Annotated in this window: 23 protein-coding genes and 1 other RNA gene; 9 read left to right on the plus strand and 15 right to left on the minus strand. The window is 61.2% G+C overall.

The window, feature by feature from the left end; all coding sequences use genetic code 11:
* The 3 genes from VFU66_RS02930 to VFU66_RS02940 form a co-directional block, all read right to left on the minus strand.
* The gene (locus tag VFU66_RS02930; RefSeq protein ID WP_326444736.1) at positions 1-1,017 is read right to left on the minus strand and encodes a DsbA family protein; all 1,017 of its coding nucleotides are present in this window, start codon (positions 1,015-1,017) and stop codon (positions 1-3) included.
* 72 nt (positions 1,018-1,089) lie between these two features.
* Entirely contained in the window at positions 1,090-2,343 is a 1,254-nt protein-coding gene (locus tag VFU66_RS02935; RefSeq protein ID WP_326444737.1) for an ABC transporter permease, read from the minus strand.
* Between the two features lie 31 nt (positions 2,344-2,374).
* Positions 2,375-3,598 carry an ABC transporter permease gene (locus VFU66_RS02940; protein ID WP_326444738.1) on the minus strand — a complete coding sequence of 408 codons (1,224 nt, stop codon included), beginning with the start codon at positions 3,596-3,598 and terminating at the stop codon, positions 2,375-2,377.
* 119 nt (positions 3,599-3,717) lie between these two features.
* Here VFU66_RS02940 and rnpB point away from each other — a divergent pair.
* An RNA gene (gene rnpB / locus VFU66_RS02945) (RNase P RNA component class A) lies at positions 3,718-4,144 on the plus strand.
* A 66-nt stretch (positions 4,145-4,210) separates the two neighbouring features.
* Here the strand turns inward: rnpB and coaBC are convergent.
* The 6 genes from coaBC to sthA form a co-directional block, all read right to left on the minus strand.
* Positions 4,211-5,467 (minus strand): bifunctional phosphopantothenoylcysteine decarboxylase/phosphopantothenate--cysteine ligase CoaBC, encoded by a 1,257-nt coding sequence (gene coaBC, locus VFU66_RS02950; RefSeq protein WP_326444739.1) that lies wholly within the window; start codon positions 5,465-5,467, stop codon positions 4,211-4,213.
* Positions 5,468-5,558: 91 nt separating this feature from the next.
* Positions 5,559-6,008: a DUF4126 family protein gene (locus VFU66_RS02955; protein WP_326444740.1), complete on the minus strand. Its 450-nt coding sequence runs from the start codon at positions 6,006-6,008 to the stop codon at positions 5,559-5,561.
* A gap of 89 nt (positions 6,009-6,097) precedes the next feature.
* Positions 6,098-7,360, minus strand: a complete 1,263-nt coding sequence (glyA, locus tag VFU66_RS02960) for a serine hydroxymethyltransferase (RefSeq protein WP_326444741.1) — start codon at positions 7,358-7,360, stop codon at positions 6,098-6,100.
* 50 nt (positions 7,361-7,410) lie between these two features.
* Entirely contained in the window at positions 7,411-8,586 is a 1,176-nt protein-coding gene (locus VFU66_RS02965; RefSeq protein WP_326444742.1) for an alpha/beta hydrolase family protein, read from the minus strand.
* Between the two features lie 42 nt (positions 8,587-8,628).
* Entirely contained in the window at positions 8,629-9,525 is an 897-nt protein-coding gene (locus VFU66_RS02970) for an ROK family protein (RefSeq protein ID WP_326444743.1), read from the minus strand.
* 25 nt (positions 9,526-9,550) lie between these two features.
* Positions 9,551-10,948 carry a Si-specific NAD(P)(+) transhydrogenase gene (sthA, locus tag VFU66_RS02975; RefSeq protein WP_326444744.1) on the minus strand — a complete coding sequence of 466 codons (1,398 nt, stop codon included), beginning with the start codon at positions 10,946-10,948 and terminating at the stop codon, positions 9,551-9,553.
* Between the two features lie 180 nt (positions 10,949-11,128).
* Between sthA and VFU66_RS02980 the strand changes: the two genes are divergently transcribed.
* The gene (locus tag VFU66_RS02980; RefSeq protein ID WP_326444745.1) at positions 11,129-11,731 is read left to right on the plus strand and encodes a thiamine phosphate synthase; all 603 of its coding nucleotides are present in this window, start codon (positions 11,129-11,131) and stop codon (positions 11,729-11,731) included.
* Here the strand turns inward: VFU66_RS02980 and VFU66_RS02985 are convergent.
* The gene (locus tag VFU66_RS02985; RefSeq protein ID WP_326444746.1) at positions 11,717-11,905 is read right to left on the minus strand and encodes a hypothetical protein; all 189 of its coding nucleotides are present in this window, start codon (positions 11,903-11,905) and stop codon (positions 11,717-11,719) included. The two genes, VFU66_RS02980 and VFU66_RS02985, sit on opposite strands and share 15 nt — an antisense overlap.
* 113 nt (positions 11,906-12,018) lie before the next feature.
* Positions 12,019-12,525, minus strand: a complete 507-nt coding sequence (locus VFU66_RS02990) for a DinB family protein (protein ID WP_326444747.1) — start codon at positions 12,523-12,525, stop codon at positions 12,019-12,021.
* 208 nt (positions 12,526-12,733) lie between these two features.
* Between VFU66_RS02990 and VFU66_RS02995 the strand changes: the two genes are divergently transcribed.
* Together VFU66_RS02995 and tssD are read left to right on the plus strand one after the other, a co-directional pair.
* On the plus strand, positions 12,734-13,273 hold the full coding sequence (locus VFU66_RS02995; RefSeq protein WP_326444748.1) for a hypothetical protein: 540 nt from the start codon (positions 12,734-12,736) through the stop codon (positions 13,271-13,273).
* 90 nt (positions 13,274-13,363) lie between these two features.
* On the plus strand, positions 13,364-13,840 hold the full coding sequence (tssD, locus tag VFU66_RS03000) for a type VI secretion system tube protein TssD (RefSeq protein ID WP_326444749.1): 477 nt from the start codon (positions 13,364-13,366) through the stop codon (positions 13,838-13,840).
* 3 nt (positions 13,841-13,843) lie between these two features.
* Here tssD and VFU66_RS03005 read toward each other — a convergent pair whose 3' ends face one another.
* Positions 13,844-14,671, minus strand: a complete 828-nt coding sequence (locus VFU66_RS03005; RefSeq protein WP_326444750.1) for a hypothetical protein — start codon at positions 14,669-14,671, stop codon at positions 13,844-13,846.
* Between the two features lie 92 nt (positions 14,672-14,763).
* On the opposite strand from VFU66_RS03005, the gene VFU66_RS03010 reads away from it, so the two are divergent.
* Genes VFU66_RS03010 through plsX form a run of 3 tightly spaced genes read left to right on the plus strand, consistent with a single transcriptional unit; the run spans position 14,764 to position 16,656 of the window.
* Positions 14,764-15,339 carry a YceD family protein gene (locus tag VFU66_RS03010; protein WP_326444751.1) on the plus strand — a complete coding sequence of 192 codons (576 nt, stop codon included), beginning with the start codon at positions 14,764-14,766 and terminating at the stop codon, positions 15,337-15,339.
* A 60-nt stretch (positions 15,340-15,399) separates the two neighbouring features.
* The gene (rpmF, locus tag VFU66_RS03015) at positions 15,400-15,588 is read left to right on the plus strand and encodes a 50S ribosomal protein L32 (protein ID WP_326444752.1); all 189 of its coding nucleotides are present in this window, start codon (positions 15,400-15,402) and stop codon (positions 15,586-15,588) included.
* A 33-nt stretch (positions 15,589-15,621) separates the two neighbouring features.
* Positions 15,622-16,656 (plus strand): phosphate acyltransferase PlsX, encoded by a 1,035-nt coding sequence (plsX, locus tag VFU66_RS03020; RefSeq protein WP_326444753.1) that lies wholly within the window; start codon positions 15,622-15,624, stop codon positions 16,654-16,656.
* A gap of 20 nt (positions 16,657-16,676) precedes the next feature.
* Here plsX and VFU66_RS03025 read toward each other — a convergent pair whose 3' ends face one another.
* Positions 16,677-18,638 (minus strand): ABC-F family ATP-binding cassette domain-containing protein, encoded by a 1,962-nt coding sequence (locus VFU66_RS03025; protein ID WP_326444754.1) that lies wholly within the window; start codon positions 18,636-18,638, stop codon positions 16,677-16,679.
* A 98-nt stretch (positions 18,639-18,736) separates the two neighbouring features.
* Between VFU66_RS03025 and VFU66_RS03030 the strand changes: the two genes are divergently transcribed.
* Positions 18,737-19,072, plus strand: a complete 336-nt coding sequence (locus VFU66_RS03030; RefSeq protein ID WP_326444755.1) for a hypothetical protein — start codon at positions 18,737-18,739, stop codon at positions 19,070-19,072.
* Between the two features lie 25 nt (positions 19,073-19,097).
* Positions 19,098-20,099: an LOG family protein gene (locus VFU66_RS03035; protein ID WP_326444756.1), complete on the plus strand. Its 1,002-nt coding sequence runs from the start codon at positions 19,098-19,100 to the stop codon at positions 20,097-20,099.
* A 35-nt stretch (positions 20,100-20,134) separates the two neighbouring features.
* Here VFU66_RS03035 and VFU66_RS03040 read toward each other — a convergent pair whose 3' ends face one another.
* Positions 20,135-20,638 (minus strand): HesB/IscA family protein, encoded by a 504-nt coding sequence (locus VFU66_RS03040; protein WP_326444757.1) that lies wholly within the window; start codon positions 20,636-20,638, stop codon positions 20,135-20,137.
* Between the two features lie 101 nt (positions 20,639-20,739).
* Positions 20,740-21,153: a Fe-S cluster assembly scaffold IscU gene (gene iscU, locus VFU66_RS03045; protein WP_326444758.1), complete on the minus strand. Its 414-nt coding sequence runs from the start codon at positions 21,151-21,153 to the stop codon at positions 20,740-20,742.
* Positions 21,154-21,256 lie beyond the last annotated feature (103 nt).

Here is a 21,256-nt window from a genome sequence, read left to right on the forward strand (position 1 = left end):
CTAATTGCCCGGTTTGGGTGCGGCAGCGGCAGGCGGCGTCGCCGCGGGTGTCTCCGGGGCGGGCGGCGGAGGCGGCGTCTGGCCGGCGGCAACGAGCGCGCTATCGATCATACGGTAAACATAGGCGAGCGGCTCGGCGCCCTCGAGTTTTTCGCCGTTGATGAAGAGAGCGGGGGTGGCCTGTACGCCGAGTGCCTCGCCCTGCGCGATCTCCGCCATCACTGCCGCGTCGTCCTGTTTGGCAATGCAGGCGTCGAGCGCGGTGACATCAAGGTTCTGACGCTTGCCTTCGTCGCGGGTCAACTGATCGAGCGCCTTGTTGGCCTCGGCCAGGCTCCCTGCCTGACCGCCCAACTCTGCTGCGTGGGCGTGGATGTAGTCCACCAGGTTCCAGTATCCGGCGGTGCTGTGCGAGCCGACACAGTTCACGTCGATGGCCGCGCGCATGGCCCAGGGGTGTTTGTCGTACAACGGAAAATCGCGGTAGACGATGCGGACTTTGTCGCCGTAACGCTGGAGGAGGGCAGGAAAGAGCTGCTCGTGCATCCGGGCACAGAAGGGGCACTCGAGATCGTCGAAGCCGACGATGACGACGGGCGCATTGGGAGGACCGCCACGGCTGGGCCGTCCGTCGGCGCTGACCAGTTCCTTGGGATCTTTACTGATGTCGTATTTGCTGAACTGGGCGAGCGTCTTATTGTCGTCGGAGAGCAGAAAGACGATGGGGCGGCTGGTCTTGTCTCCTGCCGAAAAGGTCACGGAGATGGCGTTGTAGCCGGGCAGCTCGCTTTTGGTCGGCGGGCTGATGTGGATGACATACGCCGCGGGCACGTCGAACTTCGAGCGGATGAGGACCTCGACGCGCCGGGTAAGCTGGGGCGAGAGGCCATTGGCGGCAGAGGCGCTCGCCGTCGCGGCGGAGGCGTTCTGGGCGGTGGGCGTCTGGGCGTGGCAGCCCAACGCGGCCAGGGTAACGGCAAGGACGAGGGCCCGGAACGGCCTGATTCCAGTCAACACAGTACCTTTGATTATCTCATGTGCCGCAGGCGGGAAGGGGCTGGCAGGTGCGAGCGACATCGTTATTCGTGGCTATTCGTAGCGGAGTGCGTCGATCGGGTTCAGGTTCGCGGCCTTCCAGGCGGGATAGATGCCGAAGACCAGGCCGATGCCGCACGAGCTTAAGAATGCCACCGTCATCCAGATTGCCGACAGTGCAGCCGGGAAGACGTAGCTCACGCCTACGGCGATTCCACTGCCGAGCAGAAGGCCGATGACGCCCCCGACGGCGCACAGCGTCATCGCCTCGAGCGTAAATTGCGTCAGGATGGTCTGTCTGGACGCACCAATGGCTTTGCGCACGCCGATTTCTCGCGTTCGCTCGGTGACTGAGACCAGCATAATGTTCATGACGCCCACGCCGCCAACGAGGAGAGCTACGCTTGAGAGCGACACCAGCAGCAGAAACAGGCCGCTGGTGATGTTGTTCCAGAGGCGTGTCAGCGAGTCGGTGCCGAAGATGGCGAAGTTGTCGGGCTGCTCGTTGCGCACCTTGCGACGGCGGCGCAGCAACTCAGTCAGCTCGTCTTCGACCAGCGAACGGTTCTTGGGGTCGTCGTACTTCAGGGTGATCCAGTAGTCGAGTTCCTCCGGGTGGATGTAATGGAAGGTCGTGATGGGGAAGTAGGCGTGGTTGTCCTGCGGGTTTTTGCCGCCGCCGAAGGCCTGCTTCTGCTTGTCGAGCACGCCGACGACAGTGAAGACCATGCCTGCGACCTCGACATCTTTGCCGATGGCGCTCTGGCCGGGAAACAGTTGCGCGGCGGTGTCGTAGCCGAGGACTGTGACTTTAGCTGCGCGCTGCTGGTCTTCGTCGTTGAAGAATCGGCCTTCGAGCATGTCCAGGTTGCTCACGTCCTGCTGGGCGGGCGTGTCGCCCTCGAGGATGGTGCCCTGCATGGTCTTGCCATTGCCACGTATGGCCGTGTTACCCGCGCGTCCGGGGGCGGTGTTGTCGGTGTACTGCAAGGCGGGCGAGACCGCGACGACGTGCGGCAGGTCGCGCATGGCCATCGCATCGTCGTAGGTGAGCTGCTTGCGCGTCAACATCTCCGAGGTGGGTCGCTGGCCAAAGACGGGAAAGCGGAAGACGAAGAGGACGTTCGAGCCCAGCGATTCGACCAGGCCCGAGACACGGCTGTTGAGCCCGTTGACCACTGACGAGATCACAATCACCGTCATTACGCCGATGACGATGCCCAGAATGGTCAGCCCGCTGCGCAGCTTGTTCGTGCGCAACGTGTCAAGCGCCATGATCACCGTGTCTTTGACATCTCTGATTTTCATAGAGCAGCTTCCAGTGAATCTCCAATCCAAGCTAATCGGCTCGTAATGCCACGATGGGATCCAGCATCGCAGCCTTGCGCGCGGGATAGACCCCGAAGAAGACTCCTGTCCCGGCAGCCATAACCAGGCCGACGAGCACGCTCCAGAGTGCGACGGTCGAGGGAAATCCGGCGACCAGCGTAATCAGTTCGGCTACGATGATTCCGCCGATGACCCCGAAGAATCCGCCGACGAGAGCAATCGTTCCTGACTCGATCAGGAATTGGGTGAGGATGTCGCGTGGTTTTGCGCCGAGTGCTTTGCGGATGCCGATCTCTCGCGTCCGTTCGGTTACGCTGACCAGCATGATGTTCATAATGACGATTCCACCGACCACGAGCGCAATCATCGCGAGGCCTCCGGCGACCGCGCCGAAGGAGTTGGTGATGGTGCTGAAGAAGCCGACGAGCGTGTTGTTGGTGTCCAGCTCGAAGCTGTCAGGCGCGCCCGGGGAGTCGTGGCGGCGCGAGCGCATGAGCACGCGCACCTCGTCGGCGGCATCGTCGAGCGCCGGGCCTGCGGACCCGGCCTTGACGTAGATGGTCAGGGTCTTCTGCGTGCCGTAGTTGCGCTGGTAGGAGGTCAGCGGTACGCCGACCCAGTTGTCCTGGCTCTGCCCGAAGGTGCTGCCCTGTTTTTCGCTGATGCCGATGACGGTGTAGGGCGTGCCGTCTACGCGCAGCTCCTGGCCGAGCGGGTTGACGCCGGGGAAGAGATGGTCCTGAATGTCGGTGCCGATGATGCAGACGCGCGAGGCGTGGTTCTCGTCGGCCTCGGTGAAGCCACGCCCCTGCTCGATGTTGAGGTTCTGTAACGAGGGCATCTGCCAGGTGTAGCCGCGAATCTGTGTGTCCGTGACCGACTGCGTGCCGCGCACGATCAGGCCCGTGGTGGATTGCATCGCGCCCATCCCCATGCAACGTTTGCAGTTCTGCCGAACGTAGAGGTAGTCGTCGAAGAGGATGTTCTTGCGCTTCTGGTAGCGGGTGTACTCCTCGGAGCTGGTGATGATGCGCGGCATCTTCGAGACGGTGAAGACGTCGGCGCCATAGCTGGAAAACTTGGTCGTCACATAGGTATTCGCGCCGTTGACCAGCGTCACGACCGCGATGACGCTGGTGACGGCGATGACGACGCCGAGCAGCGTGAGGATCGAGCGGAGCTTGTTGGCCCACAGAGACTGAAGGGCGATTTTGACGGCCTCTTTAAATTCCATGGTTACTCGATTTACTGGGCAGGCTTGAGACTACCAGCCCGTCGCGGCCAAAGCGAGGCCAGCCGCGAGATGATGTACGCAGCGGTGCGGGAATTGGTTCGCTGCGATAGACTTGGAGTGCAGGCGGCCGGATGATCGCTGCCGCCCAGCGATGGGCGGGGGAGGAAAGTCCGAACTCCGCAGGGCAGTGTGCCGGATAACGTCCGGGACGGATGGTTCAAGCCATCCGGACGGCCAGTGCAACAGAAAGGATACCGCCCAAGTTATTCATTTAGCTTGGGTAAGGGTGAAATGGTGCGGTAAGAGCGCACCGCGCGTCCAGTAATGGGCGCGGCAGGGTAAACCCCACACGGAGCAAGACCAAATAGGCAGGGACTTTGCCGCTTCTCTTCAGGCGGCACGGCGCGTACCGGCCCGGTGCGCCAAGGCGGAGAGACCCGGAAGGGGGCCGAAACCTGCGGGTAGGTTGCTAAAGCGCCGCAGCAATGCGTCGCGTAGAGGAATGATCGTCTAAAACAGAATTCGGCTTACGGGCCGTCTGCACGACCTGTGGCCCCGGGACCGCTCAAACGATCCCGGGGCCTCGAATTTTGGCATGGCTGTGGCTGGCGTTTATCTGCTGCGGATCGCTGTACGCATGTGGGCGATCTGGTCGAGGATGCGGCTGGCCATCTCGGTCTTGCTCATGGTGGGAAGCTCCACGGCACCATTGCGGGTCAGGAAGCTGCCTGCGTTCCGCTCCGAGTCAAACCCGGTTTCGGCGGAGGAGACATCGTTGGCAACGATGGCGTCGATGCCCTTGCGATCGAGCTTGGCAAGGGCGTTGGCGACGATGTGCTCGGTTTCCGCCGCGAAGCCGATCACCAGCGTTCCGGGGCTGCGCCTGGAGGATACTTCGGCGAGGATGTCTTCAGTTGGCTCGAGTTCGAGGGTTCGCGTGCCGGTGCGCTTGAGCTTTTGTTCTGCGACGTCTTTGACGCGATAGTCGCTGACTGCTGCGGCCATGACGACGATGCTGGCTTCGGGCAGCCGCTCGATGACTGCCTGACGCATCTCGCCTGCGGTTACGACGGGGATGACTTCGCATCCGGCAGGCGCGGGCAGGACTGTCGGTGCGCTGATGAGAATGACATGCGCCCCTCGCTTTCGGGCCGCCTCGGCTATGGCGTAGCCCATGCGTCCGCTGGAGCGGTTGCCGATGAACCGCACTGGGTCGATGGCCTCGCGTGTGCCTCCGGCTGTCACCAGCATGGTTTCTCCGGCGAGGTCGTCTTTGCCGCTGGCGTCGGCGGCCTGGGCGAGGACTTCCGCGACCGCAGCAGCAATCTCCGCCGGTTCGGCGAGTCGGCCGCCGCCGACCATGCCACAGGCCAGATAGCCGCTGCCCGGTTCGACCACACGCACTCCACGGGCGCGCAGCGTAGCAAGATTTGCCTGGACTGCCGGATGCTGCCACATATTGACATTCATGGAGGGAGCCACGATGACCGGAGCCGAGGTGGCCAGGAACATCGTCGTCAGGAAGTCGTCGGCCAGGCCGTGAGCGAATTTGCCCAGTATGTCAGCCGTTGCGGGGGCGACGACCAGCAGGCGCGTCGTCTGGGCTTCGTTGATGTGCTCCATTGGGGAGACTGCGCCCTCTTCAGCTTCGGCACCTGCGCCTGCACGCTCGTTCCAAAGGCTGGTGATCACGTTGTGCCCGGAGATGCCGGCAAAGGTGAGAGGACGAATGAACTCCTCGGCGGCTCGTGTCATGATCACATGCGGATCGAGCCCGGCGTTCTGTAGCAGGCGCACCAGCTCTACGGACTTATAGGCCGCAATGCCGCCCGCGACCCCTACCGTTACCTTTACACGCTCTGTGCCCATACCGTTACCTGAAACGATGGTCTCACAGGCTGCGAAGGGCCGTCGAAGCGGCGAAGCAAGCATCGTGACTATCTAATTATTTTTGTTTGATTTACGCGGAGACCACAACCATCGCGACGATGGCGCAGGAGATCGCGATGGCGTCTTCGGCCATGGCGACGTGCCAGTCCTGGAGGTTGGCCTTCTGGACGAGGTCGCGACGGATGAGGAAGCCGCCGTAGGTGCCTACCAGCACGCCCAGTACGCCGAGGATGATGCCCTCAATGACTGCTCCGTCGAGCCCGGTGGCCACGATGGCTCCGAGCAGGCCGCCAAGAAAGAGTTTTGCTACCACTGAGTACAGGCGGGTTCGGTCTGGGATCCAGGGCTGCTTGTCGGCCACCAGTTCGCAGATGGCCAGAACAGTGAAGGCGATGGCGACGGCGAGCTTTGCCGCCCAGAAGGCCCAGGTGTCGTCCAACGGCAGGGCCCGGGACCAGGCGAACCAGCAGAGGGCTGCCATGGGCGTGAAGGTGCGCAGACCGGTCACGATTCCCAGCATAGGAAGCGCGATGAGCCACGCGATGACCTCCATCGCCATAGTTGTCCCCCGGGGTCACGTCTATATTTCTGGAGATACTGACGTTCGAACTAACTGCGGAGCCAACTATACAACGGAAATTTTTCGGCGAGCGCCAAAACTTCAGCGCGTATCTGTTTGATCCTGCCCGGATCGTTGCGATGTTCGAGCGCCTGTGCGATCCAGCCGGCGATGATGCGCATCTCGGCCTCTTTCATGCCGCGTGTGGTCAGGGCCGGGGTGCCGATGCGGATGCCGCTCGGCTTCATGGGCGGGTTGGTGTCGTAGGGGATGGCGTTCTTGTTGACCGTGATACCTGCCGCGCCAAGGGCCACTTCGGCTTCGGAGCCGAGGATGCCCTTCTGGAAGACATCGACCAGCATGAGGTGAGTGTCGGTTCCGCCGGAGATGATACGGTAGCCCGCGACGGCCAGCTCCTCGGCCAGCACCTTGGCGTTGGCGACGATTTGCCTGGCGTAGCCGGCAAACTCCGGTTGCAGCGCCTCTTTGAACGCGACAGCCTTGGCCGCGACGATGTGCATCAGCGGGCCGCCCTGCTGGCCGGGGAAGACGCTACGGTCAATGCCGGCAGCGAACTCCTGTTTCGAGAGGATCAATCCGGCGCGCGGGCCGCGCAGGGTCTTGTGCGTAGTGGTGGTGACGACGTGCGCGTGCGGCACGGGCGAGGGGTGGACTCCGCCAGCGACGAGGCCGGCGAAGTGCGCCATATCGATCATCAGGTATGCGCCCACTTTGTCGGCGATGGCGCGCATCCGGGGGAAGTCGAACTGGCGCGGGTAGGCGCTGCCGCCGCCAACGATGACCTTCGGCTTCTCGCGCACGGCGAGCGCCTCCAACTCGTCGTAATCGACGACTTCGGTGTCTTTGCGGACCTGGTAGCCGACGATGCGGTAGAGTTTTCCGGAGAAATTGAGCTTGTGGCCGTGCGTCAGGTGGCCGCCATGCGCCAGGTCGAGTCCGAGGATGCAGTCGCCGGGTTGAAGCAGTGTCATGTAGGCGGCGGCGTTGGCCTGCGAGCCTGAGTGCGGCTGCACGTTGACGTGCTCGGCGCCGAAGAGCTGCCTGGCGCGGTCACGGGCGATGTTTTCGACCACGTCGGCGTGCTCGCAGCCGCCGTAGTAACGTTTGCCGGGATAGCCTTCGGCGTATTTATTGGTGAAGACGGTGCCTGCGGCTTCGAGTACGGCGCGGCTGACGAAGTTCTCCGACGCAATCATCTCCAGCCCTTCGTGCTGGCGGTTGACTTCACTGGCAATCTGCGCGGCAACGTCAGGATCGGCGGCAGAAAGGGAGGCATTCAGATCAATGGGCATACTGCCATTCTATGTCATGGGGTGACTGGGAAGGCTTAACGCAATCGGGATTAAGCCTTTCGGGCCAGTTCCTTGAACGCCTTATATACGAACGATCCCAGGTACCATCCGTCGAGGAATTTATAAGGCGTCTCGCCGGTGGTGTAGTGACCGCAGGGCAGCACTTTGGATACGTAGTCGATGCCGAGTGAGTCGAAGTTCTTGAGCACATCGAGCGAAAATTCGAGGGGGAACGTGAGGTCGTAGGTCGCGTGGACAACCAGCGCTCGTTTGGGATTGGCTGCGAATCGCTGCATGTACGACATGGGGCTGACGATGGCGAAGATCTCGCGCACCTGGTCCTGAGTAAGCCCGGCCTCTTCGAAGGCGGCGCGGATGTGGCGCGTGCTCTGGCCCTGCCATACCACGTCGCCAAACCATGTGGAGGCGTGGTTGAAGGCGCAGACACGAAGACGCGCGTCGAAGGCCGCCGCGATGAAGGCGTAGCAACTGCCGAGCGAGGTGCCCAGCACGCCGAACTGCTCGTAGCCCTGATGCTGGAGCCAGTCAAGACAACTGCGGACGTCGACGACGGCCTGACGGCAGGCCTCGGTTGTGCGGCCGATGTTGGCGCTGACGGCGTAGTCGGACCGCTCCAGCTCGGAAGGGCGGCGGATGTCGTGGTAGGGCTTCGAGAGCCGGAGCGCGGAGATGCCGAAGCGGTTGAAGAGCGTGCAGAGCGCGTTGTGGCTGAATGCGTCAGCGTTCCATTGCGGCATGACGACGATGGCCTGCTTTGGTTTGCCCCGCTGTTTTTCAGGTGGAGCGGGATACCAGCGCGCGTTGACGGTATCGTTTTCTGGATAGCGCGTGCGCACGGCGGAGGTGAAGCGGAGGAACTCAGCTTCGTCGAGTTCGCCGGTTTCGGCCTGGCGCTTCAGCTCGGCGTCCTGGGCCAGCGTCTCGGGGCGGACGTTGGTTGGGAAGAGTTCGGGGTGGCGTCGTTCGAGGCGGAAGTCCTCGGGCGTGCGGTAGCTGAAGAACTCATCGGCGCGGCGCACGATGTCGGCGTTGATGGCGGTCATGCGCTCGAAGCCGCCGCCGTTGGCGCTTTCAGCGGCTAGCGGGCTGAAATCTTCGAGCCAGTCGAATCCCCACTCCAGAGGACGGACGATGCGGTTGGTGTCGCGTGTGGTGAGCGCAGTCTCCCAGGCATACATCCACTTTGCGTAAAGGCTTTGGGGCATTGATTCAGTTTAACGTTTTTCAGGGATCAGATGGAGGTGTGGTTACAGCGCGGCGGCCTGTTCGGCTAAGACTGCTGCGCCGATGACACGCGTCTCCGGCAGGTCTTCGACGATCTCGAGCGAGTAGCTTTGCAGCGGGCTCATCTTGACCATCTCTCGCATGTACTCCTTGAGCAGTGGAAGGTCGAGGAAGTGGACGTTGATGCCGGTGAGATAGACCTTGCTCGGCCCGCTCATGTGGATCGAGGTAGCCGTTGCCGCAGCCAGCGCACGGTGCCAGAGCTTCTTGAACTCGACGCAGCGCGGGTCGCCCTTCTTTGCTGCCTCGAAGACTTCTTCCGGCTCCATGTCCAGAAAGCGTAGCCGCATGGCGCGGTGGCCCATGATGCCTTCCAGGTGTCCGTGCCCGCCACAGCCGCAGTATCGCTCTTTTTCGTCGAGCGTCACCACGGTGTGGCCGCCCTCCCACACGCCCGGAGCGAATGGGTAGCGTCCATAGCCGATGCCGGTGCCGAGCGTCCAGACGCGGATCATGCTGCCGAGCTTGCCGTGGCGCGAGGCCAGTCCGGCGGCCATGCCGTCGGCGTCGTTCACTGCCGTGACGGAGGTATTGAGCCCCTGCTCCTTGAGTTGAGCGGTCAGCATGTCCTGGATCTTTGCGCCCTTCAGTTGCGGCAGGTTTGGAGCTTCTTCGACGATGCCGTTTTTGATGAGGCCGGGCAGTGCGACGCCTACGGCGGCGATGTCTTTGGCTCCGGCGGCGGCCAGCATGACCTGGCGGGCGATCATGTGGACCAGACCGTCGGCGTGCAACTCGACCAGGCCGTCTACCTCGTCGTGGTCTTCCGGAAAACGATAGAGCTGCCCCACCAGCCTGTGATCGACGACAAGCGCAGCCGAAATCCGCTCCGAAACTGTGACCCCAATCGTCTTTGCCATGCCTGCCTTGCCTTCCCGCCGTGCGCTACTCGATCTTGCTTACACGGTTCAACCCGTTGAAAGCAGCCACTTTATAACATTCCGCCAGCGTTGGATAGTTAAAGACCGTATCGACAAAGTAGTCGAGTTTGCCGCCTAGCGCCATGACGGCCTGGCCAATATGCAACAGCTCGCTGGCGCCTTCGCCGATGATGTGGACGCCCAGAATCGAGTGGTCGAGCCGGTGGAAGATGAGCTTCAGTCGCCCGGTCGTGTCGCCGCGAATCTGCCCGCGCGCAATCTCCCGGTAGTAGGCTACGCCCACCTCGTAGGGCACGTCCTCTTCGGTCAACTGCTCCTCGGTCTTGCCGATGAAGCTGATCTCGGGAATCGTATAGATGCCGTAGGGATAGAGGCCGGGGTTCGAGAGCAGCCGTTCGTCTCCGAACGCCCGCGCCGCTGCCACGCGCCCCTGTTCCATGGAGACCGAGGCCAGCGAGGGAAAGCCGATGACATCGCCCACGGCGAAGATGGTCGGGACTTTGGTGCGGAAGTCCTTGTCCACCGGGATGCGCCCGCGCTTGTCGGCCTCGATGCCGACGGCGGCCAGGTTCAGTTCGTCCACATTGCCTTGCCGTCCTACGGCGTAGAGCAGCGCGTCGCACTGGAGTTTTTTCTTGCTTTCGAGATTGGCGACGACGGTGCCGTCGGGCATCTCTTCGACCGACTCCACTTCTTCGTTGAGCCGCATGGTGACGCGCGAGTCGCGCAGGTGATAGCTCAGCGCCTCGACGATCTCCTGGTCGGCGAACTCGAGCAGCCGGGGGCGCTTTTCAATCAGCGTGACGCGCACGCCGAGCGCGGAGAACATGCAGGTGTACTCGACGCCGATGACGCCGCCGCCTACGACGATCATTGTCTTCGGCAGGTTCACCAGATCGAGCACGAGATCGCTATTGATGATGCTGTGCCCGTTGATTGGCACCTTGGGCGAGCAGGCGGGCTTGGTTCCGGTGCCGATGACCACATTTTTCGTCTCGTAGACCTGTGAGCCGCGCGAGTTCGTTACCTTCACGTGGGTTGCGTCTTCAAAGCTGGCTACGCCGACCAGCATCTCGATGTTGTTGCGCGAGAGCTGTGCCTCGGTCACGTCGATCTCGGTCTTGATCACATGCTGCACGCGGAAGGCGAGGTCCGCCATGGTGATCTTTTCCTTGACCCGGTAGTTCATCCCGTAGATCGATTTGTAGTTGTAGCCGGAGAGATGCAGCACGGCTTCGCGCATCGTCTTGGAGGGGATGGTGCCGGTGTTGATGCAGACGCCGCCCACCATCTCGCGCATCTCCACGAGCGCGACTTTTTTGCCCAGCTTGGCGGCGTAGATCGCCGCTCGCTGCCCGGCGGGGCCGGACCCGATGACGATCAAATCGTAAACATTACTCATATATCCACTGGCTCGCCTGACTCCGCCAAACGCTTGAGTGACGGTGTCTTATCGTTATCGGCCCCTCAATCGCTATCGTGAGGGCCGGTTATCGTTCATCATTTTCAGAACTTCCACAGCCTAAAAACTAACACAGAGAGCATACGCCTCTGTTGGGTCTGTCAGTACACTCAAGAGGCGATGATTCGATATGCGATTACGAGCCGCGCCCTCTTCCCCGGCGATGAAGCCCGGCGGCAGGAGTCGCTGATCGAGCAATGCGCGCGCTGGGCTGCCGAGGATATCGACTTCATCCAGCTTCGTGAAAAGGACCTCCCGGCAGGCGTTTTGGCCAGTCTGGCACGAAGCGTCCTCGCCGTCATCTCCGCCTCGCAAACGAAGCTCCTCATCAATGCGCGCGCCGACGTCGCTATGGCCACCGGCGCTCATGGCGTCCACCTCACTGCCGCTCCCGGCGAGCTCACGCCGGCGCAGGTGCGCCATCTCTACGCTTACGCTGAGCGTCCCACGCCGTCCGTCTCTGTTTCCTGCCACACGCTCGATGAAGTCATACAAGCCTGTACAAACGGTGCCGATGCTGTCCTTTTTGCGCCGGTCTTCGGCAAGATCGTCGCGGGCGAAGTGATTACGGCTGCAGCAGGCCTTGAAGCTCTTCGGGAAGCCTGTGCCATCGCCGCGCCTGTTCAGGTCTATGCGCTTGGCGGCGTCACTTTGGAGAATGCCTCAAGCTGCATCGAAGCCGGAGCCGCAGGTGTTGCGGGCATCCGGCTATTTATGGGTTGATTCGCTGTTGAGTGCTATGTCGTCTTCTGCTTCCGGCATATCATCCACGAGGTGCTGAGAGGCTATGGCAAGAATGAGGCAGACTCCGGCAACGCCAATGCCTTCAAGTTCAGCGAGCGTGCGATCTGTTTTCGTCAGAGCATGAATCAGTACGCCGCCGAATAAAAATGACAAACCTCCGACTCCTGCCAAGACTCGGACCGTGCCCTTCAGAAAGATATTTCTGGCAGAGTTCTTTGAGGCCATAAGGTGAGCGCCAGAAGAGCACCCGAAATGCTCGTTGCCAGCTAAAACATCTCGTCCGCCGAAGGCCCATAGAGCGCCGGGACAGCCGCCTGATTGAGCCGCAGATACACCGTCAACTGGCCGCGATGGTGCGCCCAGTGGTTGATGACGCCGTGGCGGATGTTGATGTGCCGGGGGTCTTCGCTGATGAGGTGGCCGCCTGCCTTCAGTCGCCACGTCGTCATCAGGTGCTCGTCGGTGGTGCCTTCGAGCGCGGCTTGCGCCTTGGCGAGGGACTCGTCGAAGCAAGCCAGAAGCTCCGCTCGCGTCGTCCACTCCTGAGGCTTGTTTGGGTTTCCGCCTACGGGCGCGAAGTCCAGTTCGTCGCGGTTGATCATGTAGTCGATCCATGCCGGCATCGTCGCCACCAGCGAGGCCAGATACCCAAGCGGCATCGACTTCTCGTGCGGCTTCCAACTGTTGTGGCCCTCCGGCACGCGCTCGAGCGCCTTCCGCGTTCCTGCCGCTTCGCGCTTCAACTCATCCAGAAAAAGCTGTGTCATCTTCATGTGGTCCATCCTCAATTCAGATTTCGTCCGACTACTCTTCGAGAGTACATATCCCATACTGACAACGCTGTGTCAGTAGTGTTACGACTCAAAAATCGTTTGAGTGGAACTCTACCAGCCGCCGTGCCGTATGATGCTGGACGAGCCGAAACGCACGCTTCGCCTGTTCCATGCCATTGTGTCTATCCCAAACGAACGCCGAGGATCCATGACCCGATTCATAGCCGCCACCTTCCTGCTTGCCGCCGTTTCCGTGCTTCCAGCCCAGACTACGCCTGCCGCCGCTCCGGCCACCGCTCCTTCGGCCACACCTGCCACTGCCGCGCCGAATCTCTCCGGCGCATGGAGGCTCGACATTGCGAAGAGCGACTTCGGCCAGGTTCCCCCGCCCAACAGCGAGACCGACATCATCATCGAAAATGGCAACGATTTGAAGGTCGCTGTTGCCAACGATAGCGACAACACCGGCAAACAGACCTATCTGCTCCCCATCGTCATCGGCGGGGCCGAGTCGGCAACGCCGGCAGGAGCTTTTTCCGCCGCCGCCATCTTTAAAGTCCTCGCTTCCAAAGCGCAGTGGCAAGGCGCGACGCTGGTCGTGGACCAGAAGATGAGCTACCAGGGCTCCAACGGCACTGTCCACTCTGTTTACACGCTCTCGGCGGACGGCAAGGTGCTCACGCGCCAGACGCACTACTCGCTCGACCTCGGGGAGTTCGATGTGACCTACGTCTTCGATAAGCAATAGCATCGATGACCTGCACTCGCGCCGCAGCATCCTAAAGAATGAGGGGCGATTTATCGTCGCCCCTCGCGCGGCTCCGGCCGGGGGGACAGCATGACACTTCAGTTCTACGCGACCGTCGTTGGCACTACTCAGGGCACCTTCAAAGGCGAGACGCTCTCGACGAAGATCGCCAACAAGATTCCCGGTGTGGCTTTCAGCTACGGCATTGTGGATTCGTGCGACGCGGCCCCCGGAGCGGATTCAGGCAGGCGCAGGCAGCAGCCCGTCGTCTTCACCAAGCAGTGGGGGCCAGCCTCGCCGCAGTTCTACCAGGCAGCCTACACGGGCGAGGTTCTGTCTTCGGTGCTCTTCGAGTTTTTCCTGCCGCTCTCCGACGGCACCGAATCGCTGGACCACACCGTCCGTCTAACGAATGCCACTGTTTCTGCCGCGCGGCAGTGGGTGCAAGTCAATCAGCAGGATGGCCCAATGGTGGATACGCGCAACCTGCAAGAGATTTCGTTCCATTTCGAGAAGATTGAGATTGTCAGCCTCACCGGCCATACCGAAGCCCTCGGCGAGGGGTAGTGGCTACTGTGCTGTCAGGACGGCAGTGCTGGCCTTGTTACTGCACTGTCCGCCAGACACGATAAGAGACACAGGATTGAGAGTCGTTTCACTCGTATCGGTCATCCATGCGTCCATGTGCATTTGCGAACCGTCGTCCATGGTGAAGTCCAGAATGATGAAATCTCCCATAACCTCATTCGGAAAGGCGTTCCCCGTTGTCGTGCCATGCTTGAAGCAAGGCGATCCGTTGATAGAGATCGTTGCGCTTAGCGGGTAGTAGGTCGATGTCGTCCCATTGGCGTGTTGGAACACTACAGGGATTCCCTCGGAGACTTGCATGCTCATGCTCGTCCCGGAGCCGAGCGCTATCCCGCCAATCTGCCCCGCAAAGATCCCATTAATCGGTTGAAATATCGTCGCTGTAAAGCTGCCCGTCTGGCTACCACTACAGGCTGTGCTTGTGATCGTATATGTTCCAGTCCAGCCGGCGCTGCCCTTTGCAGGCACTCTGCCATCGATCATTACCTGTGTGCTATCCAATGAGGGTACAGCCAAATGAAATGTTCCATCGGTAGCGATCAGGCCGCTAAATGCCATGGTGCCTCCGACACCCAACCCCAGACCCGCCTGGCATCGAATGTCCACATACCCTTCGCCCGTAATCTGATTTCCATTCACTGTCAGGGTCGTCGATAGAAGAGGATACTGACTCAGCGCCCGGTTGCCCACCAGGTTCCAGTTTCCATTCAGACCAGCGGTTGAAACCGGAGCGGTAGCCGTCCCGCACGAGGTCAGCGCAACCGACACCACGAAGGCTAAGGCAGATAGCGACTTAGAACGTAAGTTCATCAAGCGGACCGTCGGCGGCCATCTTAGCATCGCCCCACTCGTTAGCATCACAAAACTTTGACCTCGCTTCCCAACCTGCTACCCTTAAATACGTGCTGATTACTCCTCTCCAACTGGTCGACGAGCCGTTGTATTTTGACGAGATCATCGATCCCGGTGCGCTCGATTATGCCCCTGACATTCGTCAGGCGACCCCGCTGCCGGTCAAAGGTCGGGCCGACCTGATCGTTGAGCACCATGCTGCTGACCACCATGGTCGCGGCGTTCAGGACATCAACGACCTCCGCCTGCGTGCCCATTATTCGGCTGGGTTCGAGATTCTCTGCGCCCGCTGCCTGGAACCGGTCCAGGTGCCGCTTGAGGGCGATTTCGACCTCATTTTCCGCCCCAGTTCCGCTGCCTCGGAGGCGGGCGAGCACGCCATTACCCCAGATGAGACCGAAATCGGGTATTATCAAGAGAGCGGTCTTTTGCTCGAAGATGTGGTGCGCGAGCAGGTGTTGCTCTCCCTGCCCAGCCGTACCCTCTGCACAGCAGACTGCAAAGGGCTTTGCCCGCGCTGTGGTCAGAATCTGAATCAGGCGAAATGTTCCTGCGATGCGGCGCCCGCCGACCCGCGATGGAATGCGCTTGCCGGTCTGGCCGAAAAGCTCGAGCCGAAGCACTAATCAGGTTTTGCCGCGATTTGCGCGTGTTTCGCGCCGCGCGGTCATTGAAAGGGAACTGCAATGCCTAATCCGAAACGGCGTCACTCCAAGCAACGCACCGCGAAGCGCCGCAGCCACGACTTCCTTACTCCCACGGGCCTCTCTGAGTGCCCCAACTGCCACGAGCGCAAGCTGCCCCACCGCGCCTGCAAGAAGTGCGGCGAGTACAAGGGACGCTCTGTGCTGGCATCGAAGGAAGCCGTCAGCTAACTCACGCAATCCAAACCCTGCTACGATTCGCTGATGCCGACTGACATCGTTGTAGACGCGATGGGTTCCGACAAGGCCCCCGAACCTGAGGTTCGCGGGGCTGTCCTTGCTGCGCGCCAGTACGATGTTCGCGTCCATCTAGTCGGCCCTGAGGATAAGCTGCGGCCCCTGCTCCGGCAGGCGCTGCGGGGTCAGCGTCACCCTGTTTTCATCGTTCCGGCCAGCGAGTGGATCACCATGGACGACAAGGCCGCCCAGGCCGTCCGCTCGAAGCGCGACTCCTCGATGCGGGTCGGTCTGCGCATGGTGCGCGAAGGTCTGGCCTCCGGGTCTACGCACGGTCCCGGCAAGGCTGCCGGGTTCTTTACCGCAGGTAATACGGGCGCGGCCATGGCTACGGCCAAGATGGTGCTCGGCATGTTGGCCGGAGTGCATCGCCCGGCGCTTGCCACCATTATGCCCACCTCGCGCGGTGTGCCGTCGCTGCTGCTCGATGTAGGCGCCAACGTAGACTGCGATCCCGACAATCTTGTGCAGTTCGCCGTGATGGGCAACATGTATGCCAAAAACGTGCTCAAGATTGCCAACCCGCGTGTCGGTCTGCTCTCTATCGGCGAGGAGGAGTCCAAGGGCAACTCGCTTACGCGCGACACGCTGCCTCTACTTCGCGCCGTGCCGAACATCAATTTCATTGGCAACGTCGAGGGCCGCGACCTCTTTAACGGCCACTCGGATGTGACGGTGTGCGATGGTTTTGTCGGCAACGTGGCCATCAAATCCATCGAAGGCTGCGCGCATCTGATGAGTCACTCTTTGCGCGAGTCGCTCAAATCGACCGTGACCTCGCAGGTGGGTGCGCTCCTTAGCCGCCGCGCCTTCGCTGAGTTCAAAAAGCGTCTTGACTACTCCGAGTACGGTGGCGCACCGCTCCTGGGTGTGCGTGGTGTCTGCATCGTTGGCCACGGCTCATCGAACGAAAAGGCTGTGATGAACGGCATCCGCGTCGCCGCCGAGTTTGCCCAGGCCGAGGTCAACTCAGGCATCGAAGCCGCCCTACAGACGACTTGAACCTTCCTTAAGACAAACCTTCAGGCGTGTTGCTCTTCCAGCGCCAGCGCGAGGTCTTCCCATTGCGCGAGCGTAGCTGTGCGTTTTTCACGCAGCGCGTCGAGTTCGGCTGCGTCTTTTTGCGACTGTTCGGCTGAGGTGAACTGGCCGAGGCGTTCTTCGGCGGCTTCGATCGCGGATTCGAGGCGCGCAATCTCGTCTTCGGTCGAGCGGAGGCGGTCTTCGAGCTGCTTCAGCTTGATGGGGTTCAGGCGCTTGGCGGGCGCAGTTTGGGCTGCCGGCGTTGGTTCGGGTGTTGGCGCAGGCGACGCGAGGGGCGGAGGCGCGAGCGATTGCGTGATCTGTTCTGTGACTTTCTCCGGGCCGCCCTGTTTGCGCCACAGGTAGTCCTCGTAATTGCCGGGGTAGATGTGCAGTCTGCGGTCTTCCACCTCGAAGACGCGCGTGGCGAGGCCGTCGATGAAGTAGCGGTCGTGCGAGACGAACAGCACTGTGCCGGTAAAGTTCCTGATTGCATCCAGCAGTACGTCCTTCGCGCGCAGGTCGAGGTGGTTTGTCGGCTCGTCGAGCAGGAGCATGTTGCTCGGAGAGACGAGCATCTTTGCCATGGCGTAGCGGTTGCGCTCGCCGCCCGAGAGCACGCCCAGCTTCTTGAAGACGTCGTCGCCCGAGAACATGAAGCAGCCCAGCAGCGAGCGCAGCTCGACGACCGGAACCTTCGGCGCGGCGGCGGCGATGTCGTCGAGCATCACGGCGGCGGGGTCGAGCACCTTGTACTGGTCCTGCGCGAAGAAGTCCACGAGCGCGTTGTGCCCGAGCTTGATCTCACCGCCGGTAGGCTCCTCCTGCTGGCTGAGCAGACGGATGAGTGTCGATTTACCTGCGCCATTGGCGCCGACCAACGCGATGCGGTCGCCGCGCTCGATGGTGAAGTTGAGGTTGTCCAGAATCAGCTTCTCGCCGCCGTCGGGCGTAGGGTAAATCTTGCGCAGGTTCTGTGCCTCGATCACTGTGCGGCCTGAAGCGGGGGGCTGCGGGATGGCGAAGTGGAGGGTCGCTTCCTCTTCCGGCACCTCGATGCGTTCGATCTTTTCCAGCTCCTTGATGCGCGACTGCACCTGCTTGGCCTTCGTTGCCTGGTAGCGGAAGCGACTGATGAAGGCTTCGAGCGCCTCGATGCGGTCGCGCTGGTTCTTGTACGCATTCATCAACTGCGTGCGGCGCTCTTCTTTTTGCGTGATGTATTTCTCGTAATTGCCGTGGTAGGTGTGCATCCGCTTGTTCCATAACTCGACGGTCTTGTTGACCGTGACATCGAGGAAGTAGCGGTCGTGTGAGATGAGGATGAAGGCGTTGGGATAATCGTGCAGATAATTTTCCAGCCAGTTGCGGCTTTCGAGATCAAGATGGTTCGTCGGCTCGTCGAGCAGGAGCAGGCTCGGCTTTTGCAGCAGCAGTTTGGCCAGTGCGATGCGCATCTGCCAGCCGCCGGAGAACTCTTCGGTCTTGCGCTCCCAGTCTTCCTTTGAGAAGCCCAGCCCGCCGAGCACCGCGCCTACCTGCGCGTCGAGCGTGTAGATGTCGTGGACGTGGAGCTGGTCGGCAATCTCGGAGTAGCGGTCAGCGGCGGCGGCGTACTCTTTCGATTTCGGGTCTGCCGTGGAAAGCGTATGGGTCAGTTCCTCCGCTTCCCGCTCGAGCGCGTGCAGGTGGTCGAAGACGGAGAGGCATTCGGCGAAGACGGTTTTGCCGCGCAGGGCCAGACCGTCCTGCGGTAGGTAGCCGAGCGTCATGCCTTTGACACGAGTGAGCTGGCCGTAGTCGAGCGTCTCGATACCGGCCAGCACCTTGAGCAGTGTCGATTTGCCGGTGCCGTTGCCACCGACCAGGCCGGTGCGCTCGTTCGGCGTGATGAGCCAGTTGGCGTCTTCAAAAAGGAGCTTGGGGCCGAAGCGTTTTCCGGCTGCGGAGAGTTGGAGCATGTACCTCTATTTTCTCATTATTGAAGAGGGCGGTTCGTGCGGAACAGGTCGGCGAGACAACGGGCGGCTGCTCTGCTAGTGTCAGACATGGGAGTTTGATGTCGGGACAGTCACAACTTTTTCCGAACCCTGAGCCGATGGTTGAGCAACCGCCGGAGAACCGAGGCGAACCCGCCAGAAAGACAGCGCCGGTGTGGCTACAGCGGCTCTCGCTGTTTGTGCTGGTGTTGTTCTGCGTCTACCTCGGCATTCTGGTGACGGTGCTGCCGTGGTGGCACCAGATGTGGGACCGCAACATGTTTATTCTGGCGCGGCCCTGGTTGGCTGCGATCCTGCACAACGGCGCGGTGCGAGGAATCATCTCTGGGCTGGGGCTGCTGGACATCTGGATCGGCGTCTCTGAGGCGATCCACTACCGCGACTATCGCGAATGACGGAGAGGGGTACGGATTCCAGGGTATGGATCAGAAGAACATGGACGAGGAGAACCTACGGGAGTTGGAAAGCGCGCCGCTGGCGTATGAGAACCCTGACTTTATTAATTCGCCCGATGGCCGTGTGCTGAGGATTCTGGCCGAGTATCAGGAGCCGATGGCGCGCTTCAGGCGTGAGCGCATTCAGGACACGGTGGTGTTCTTCGGCTCGGCTCGGTTTCGCGCACTCGACGAGGCCAACTCGGCACTGGAACTATTGGAGAACACGGGCTCTGCCAAACCGGCTCCGAAGCACGAGCAGCCGGCGAGTGCCGATGAGATTGAAAAGGGCGAGGCTACGGCGCTCAAGCTGCGTTTGGCCGAGGCCGCCGTCGAGATGGCGCGCTACTACGAGGACGCGCGCAAGCTGGCGGGGATGATGTCTACGTGGTCAGCCTCGCTGCCCGGACGCAGACATCGCTTTGTGATTACGTCAGGTGGCGGCCCGGGAATCATGGAAGCGGCCAACCGCGGCGCGCACGAGGCAGGCTGCAAGACCATCGGCCTGAACATCAAGCTGCCGTTTGAGCAGCATCCGAACCCTTACATTACGCCGTCGCTGAACTTCGACTTCCACTACTTCTTCATGCGCAAATACTGGTTTGCATATCTGGCCAAGGCGCTGGTGGTGTTTCCAGGCGGCTTCGGCACGCTCGACGAGATGTTCGAGGTGCTGACGCTGGCGCAGACGAAGAAACTCGCCAAGAAGATTACGGTAGTCGTCTACGGCTCTTCGTACTGGAAGAACGTTATCAACCTGGAGATGCTGGCCGAGAAAGGAGCGATTGCGCCGTCGGACCTCGACTTGTTTCAGTTCGCCGACACGCCGGAGGAGGCGTTCGCCATCCTGAAGAAGAGCCTGACGGTGAACCATCTGGAGTCGGAGTACGAGCGCGAGCAGCGCAGGCTGGAGGCCGAACGCATTCCAGACGAGCCCGCTCCGAGTGCGCAGGAGATGCTTGGTCCTGACATCACAAAGACGATGTAGCGGCAGAGAGGATGAGGCGGACTGCGTGTATTTACTTATGCTGAAAAGCTCGAGCCACACCCGCAGCTCTTCGATGAGTTCGGATTGATGAAGTTGAAACCCTGCCGCATCAACGTCTCTTCAAAGTCGAGTACCATGCCCGCGAGATAGAGGAAGCTCTTCGGATCGACGAAGAGGCGGATCGGTGCTCCGTTTGTGGGGTCGCCAGCCGTCTCCACTCCTGCGCCGAAGACGTACACGCGGTCGCGCTCGCGCGGTTGGGAATCGAACCGAATGGAGTAGCTAAGGCCCGAGCAACCACCACCCTGAATGCCAACGCGAAGACCGCCTTGCTCTGGCGACACGCCCTCCTTCGACATTGCAATGCGGATGCGCTTTAGCGCCTTCTCGGTGATCTCGATGGCAGCCTTGGCGCGAGGCTCCTGTCCTTCAGCAGTCAGCAGCCTCAGTCCGGCGAGCGCGTCTTTCTTCTCGCCGGAAGCGGGCTGGTTCCGGGCCGCTTCAAGCTCCGCCTGCGTTTGGATTGTCACCATCGCCATTGTTCATGCCCTCTGACAAAACGACCACGGATTCTCGCGGATTGGACGGATAAATCCGTGTTCATCCGCACCGATCCGCGGTCGCCTGATGCTGTTGAGAACTAGTGCGCCGCTACTGCAGCGGTCTCCGCGACGTTGTTCTTCTTCTTCCAGTCGCCAATCGCGGCGCGGATTGCGTCTTCTGCAAGCACCGAGCAGTGGATCTTCACTGGAGGAAGCGAAAGCTCCTTGACGATGTCGGTATTCGAGATCGAGAGCGCCTCTTCGACGGTCTTGCCCTTCACCCACTCGGTGGCGAGCGAAGAGGAAGCGATGGCTGAACCGCAGCCGAAGGTCTTGAACTTCGCGTCCTCGATGACCTGGGTCTCGGGGTTCACCTTGATCTGGAGCCGCATCACGTCGCCGCACTCCGGCGCGCCCACCAAGCCGGTACCGACCTCGGTTGCGCTCTTGTCCAGCGTGCCGACGTTCCGGGGATGGTTGTAATGGTCAACTACCTTGTCGCTGTATGCCATAGTGTGTTCCTCGTCTCTCTACTTAGATGATACTCCGGCACATTTCGCTGCGCCAACGTTGAATCTATGTGATTGCTCACGTTATCGGGGATCGAGGTGCAGG

The organism is Edaphobacter sp. (assembly GCF_035763405.1).
GTDB lineage: Bacteria > Acidobacteriota > Terriglobia > Terriglobales > Acidobacteriaceae > Edaphobacter.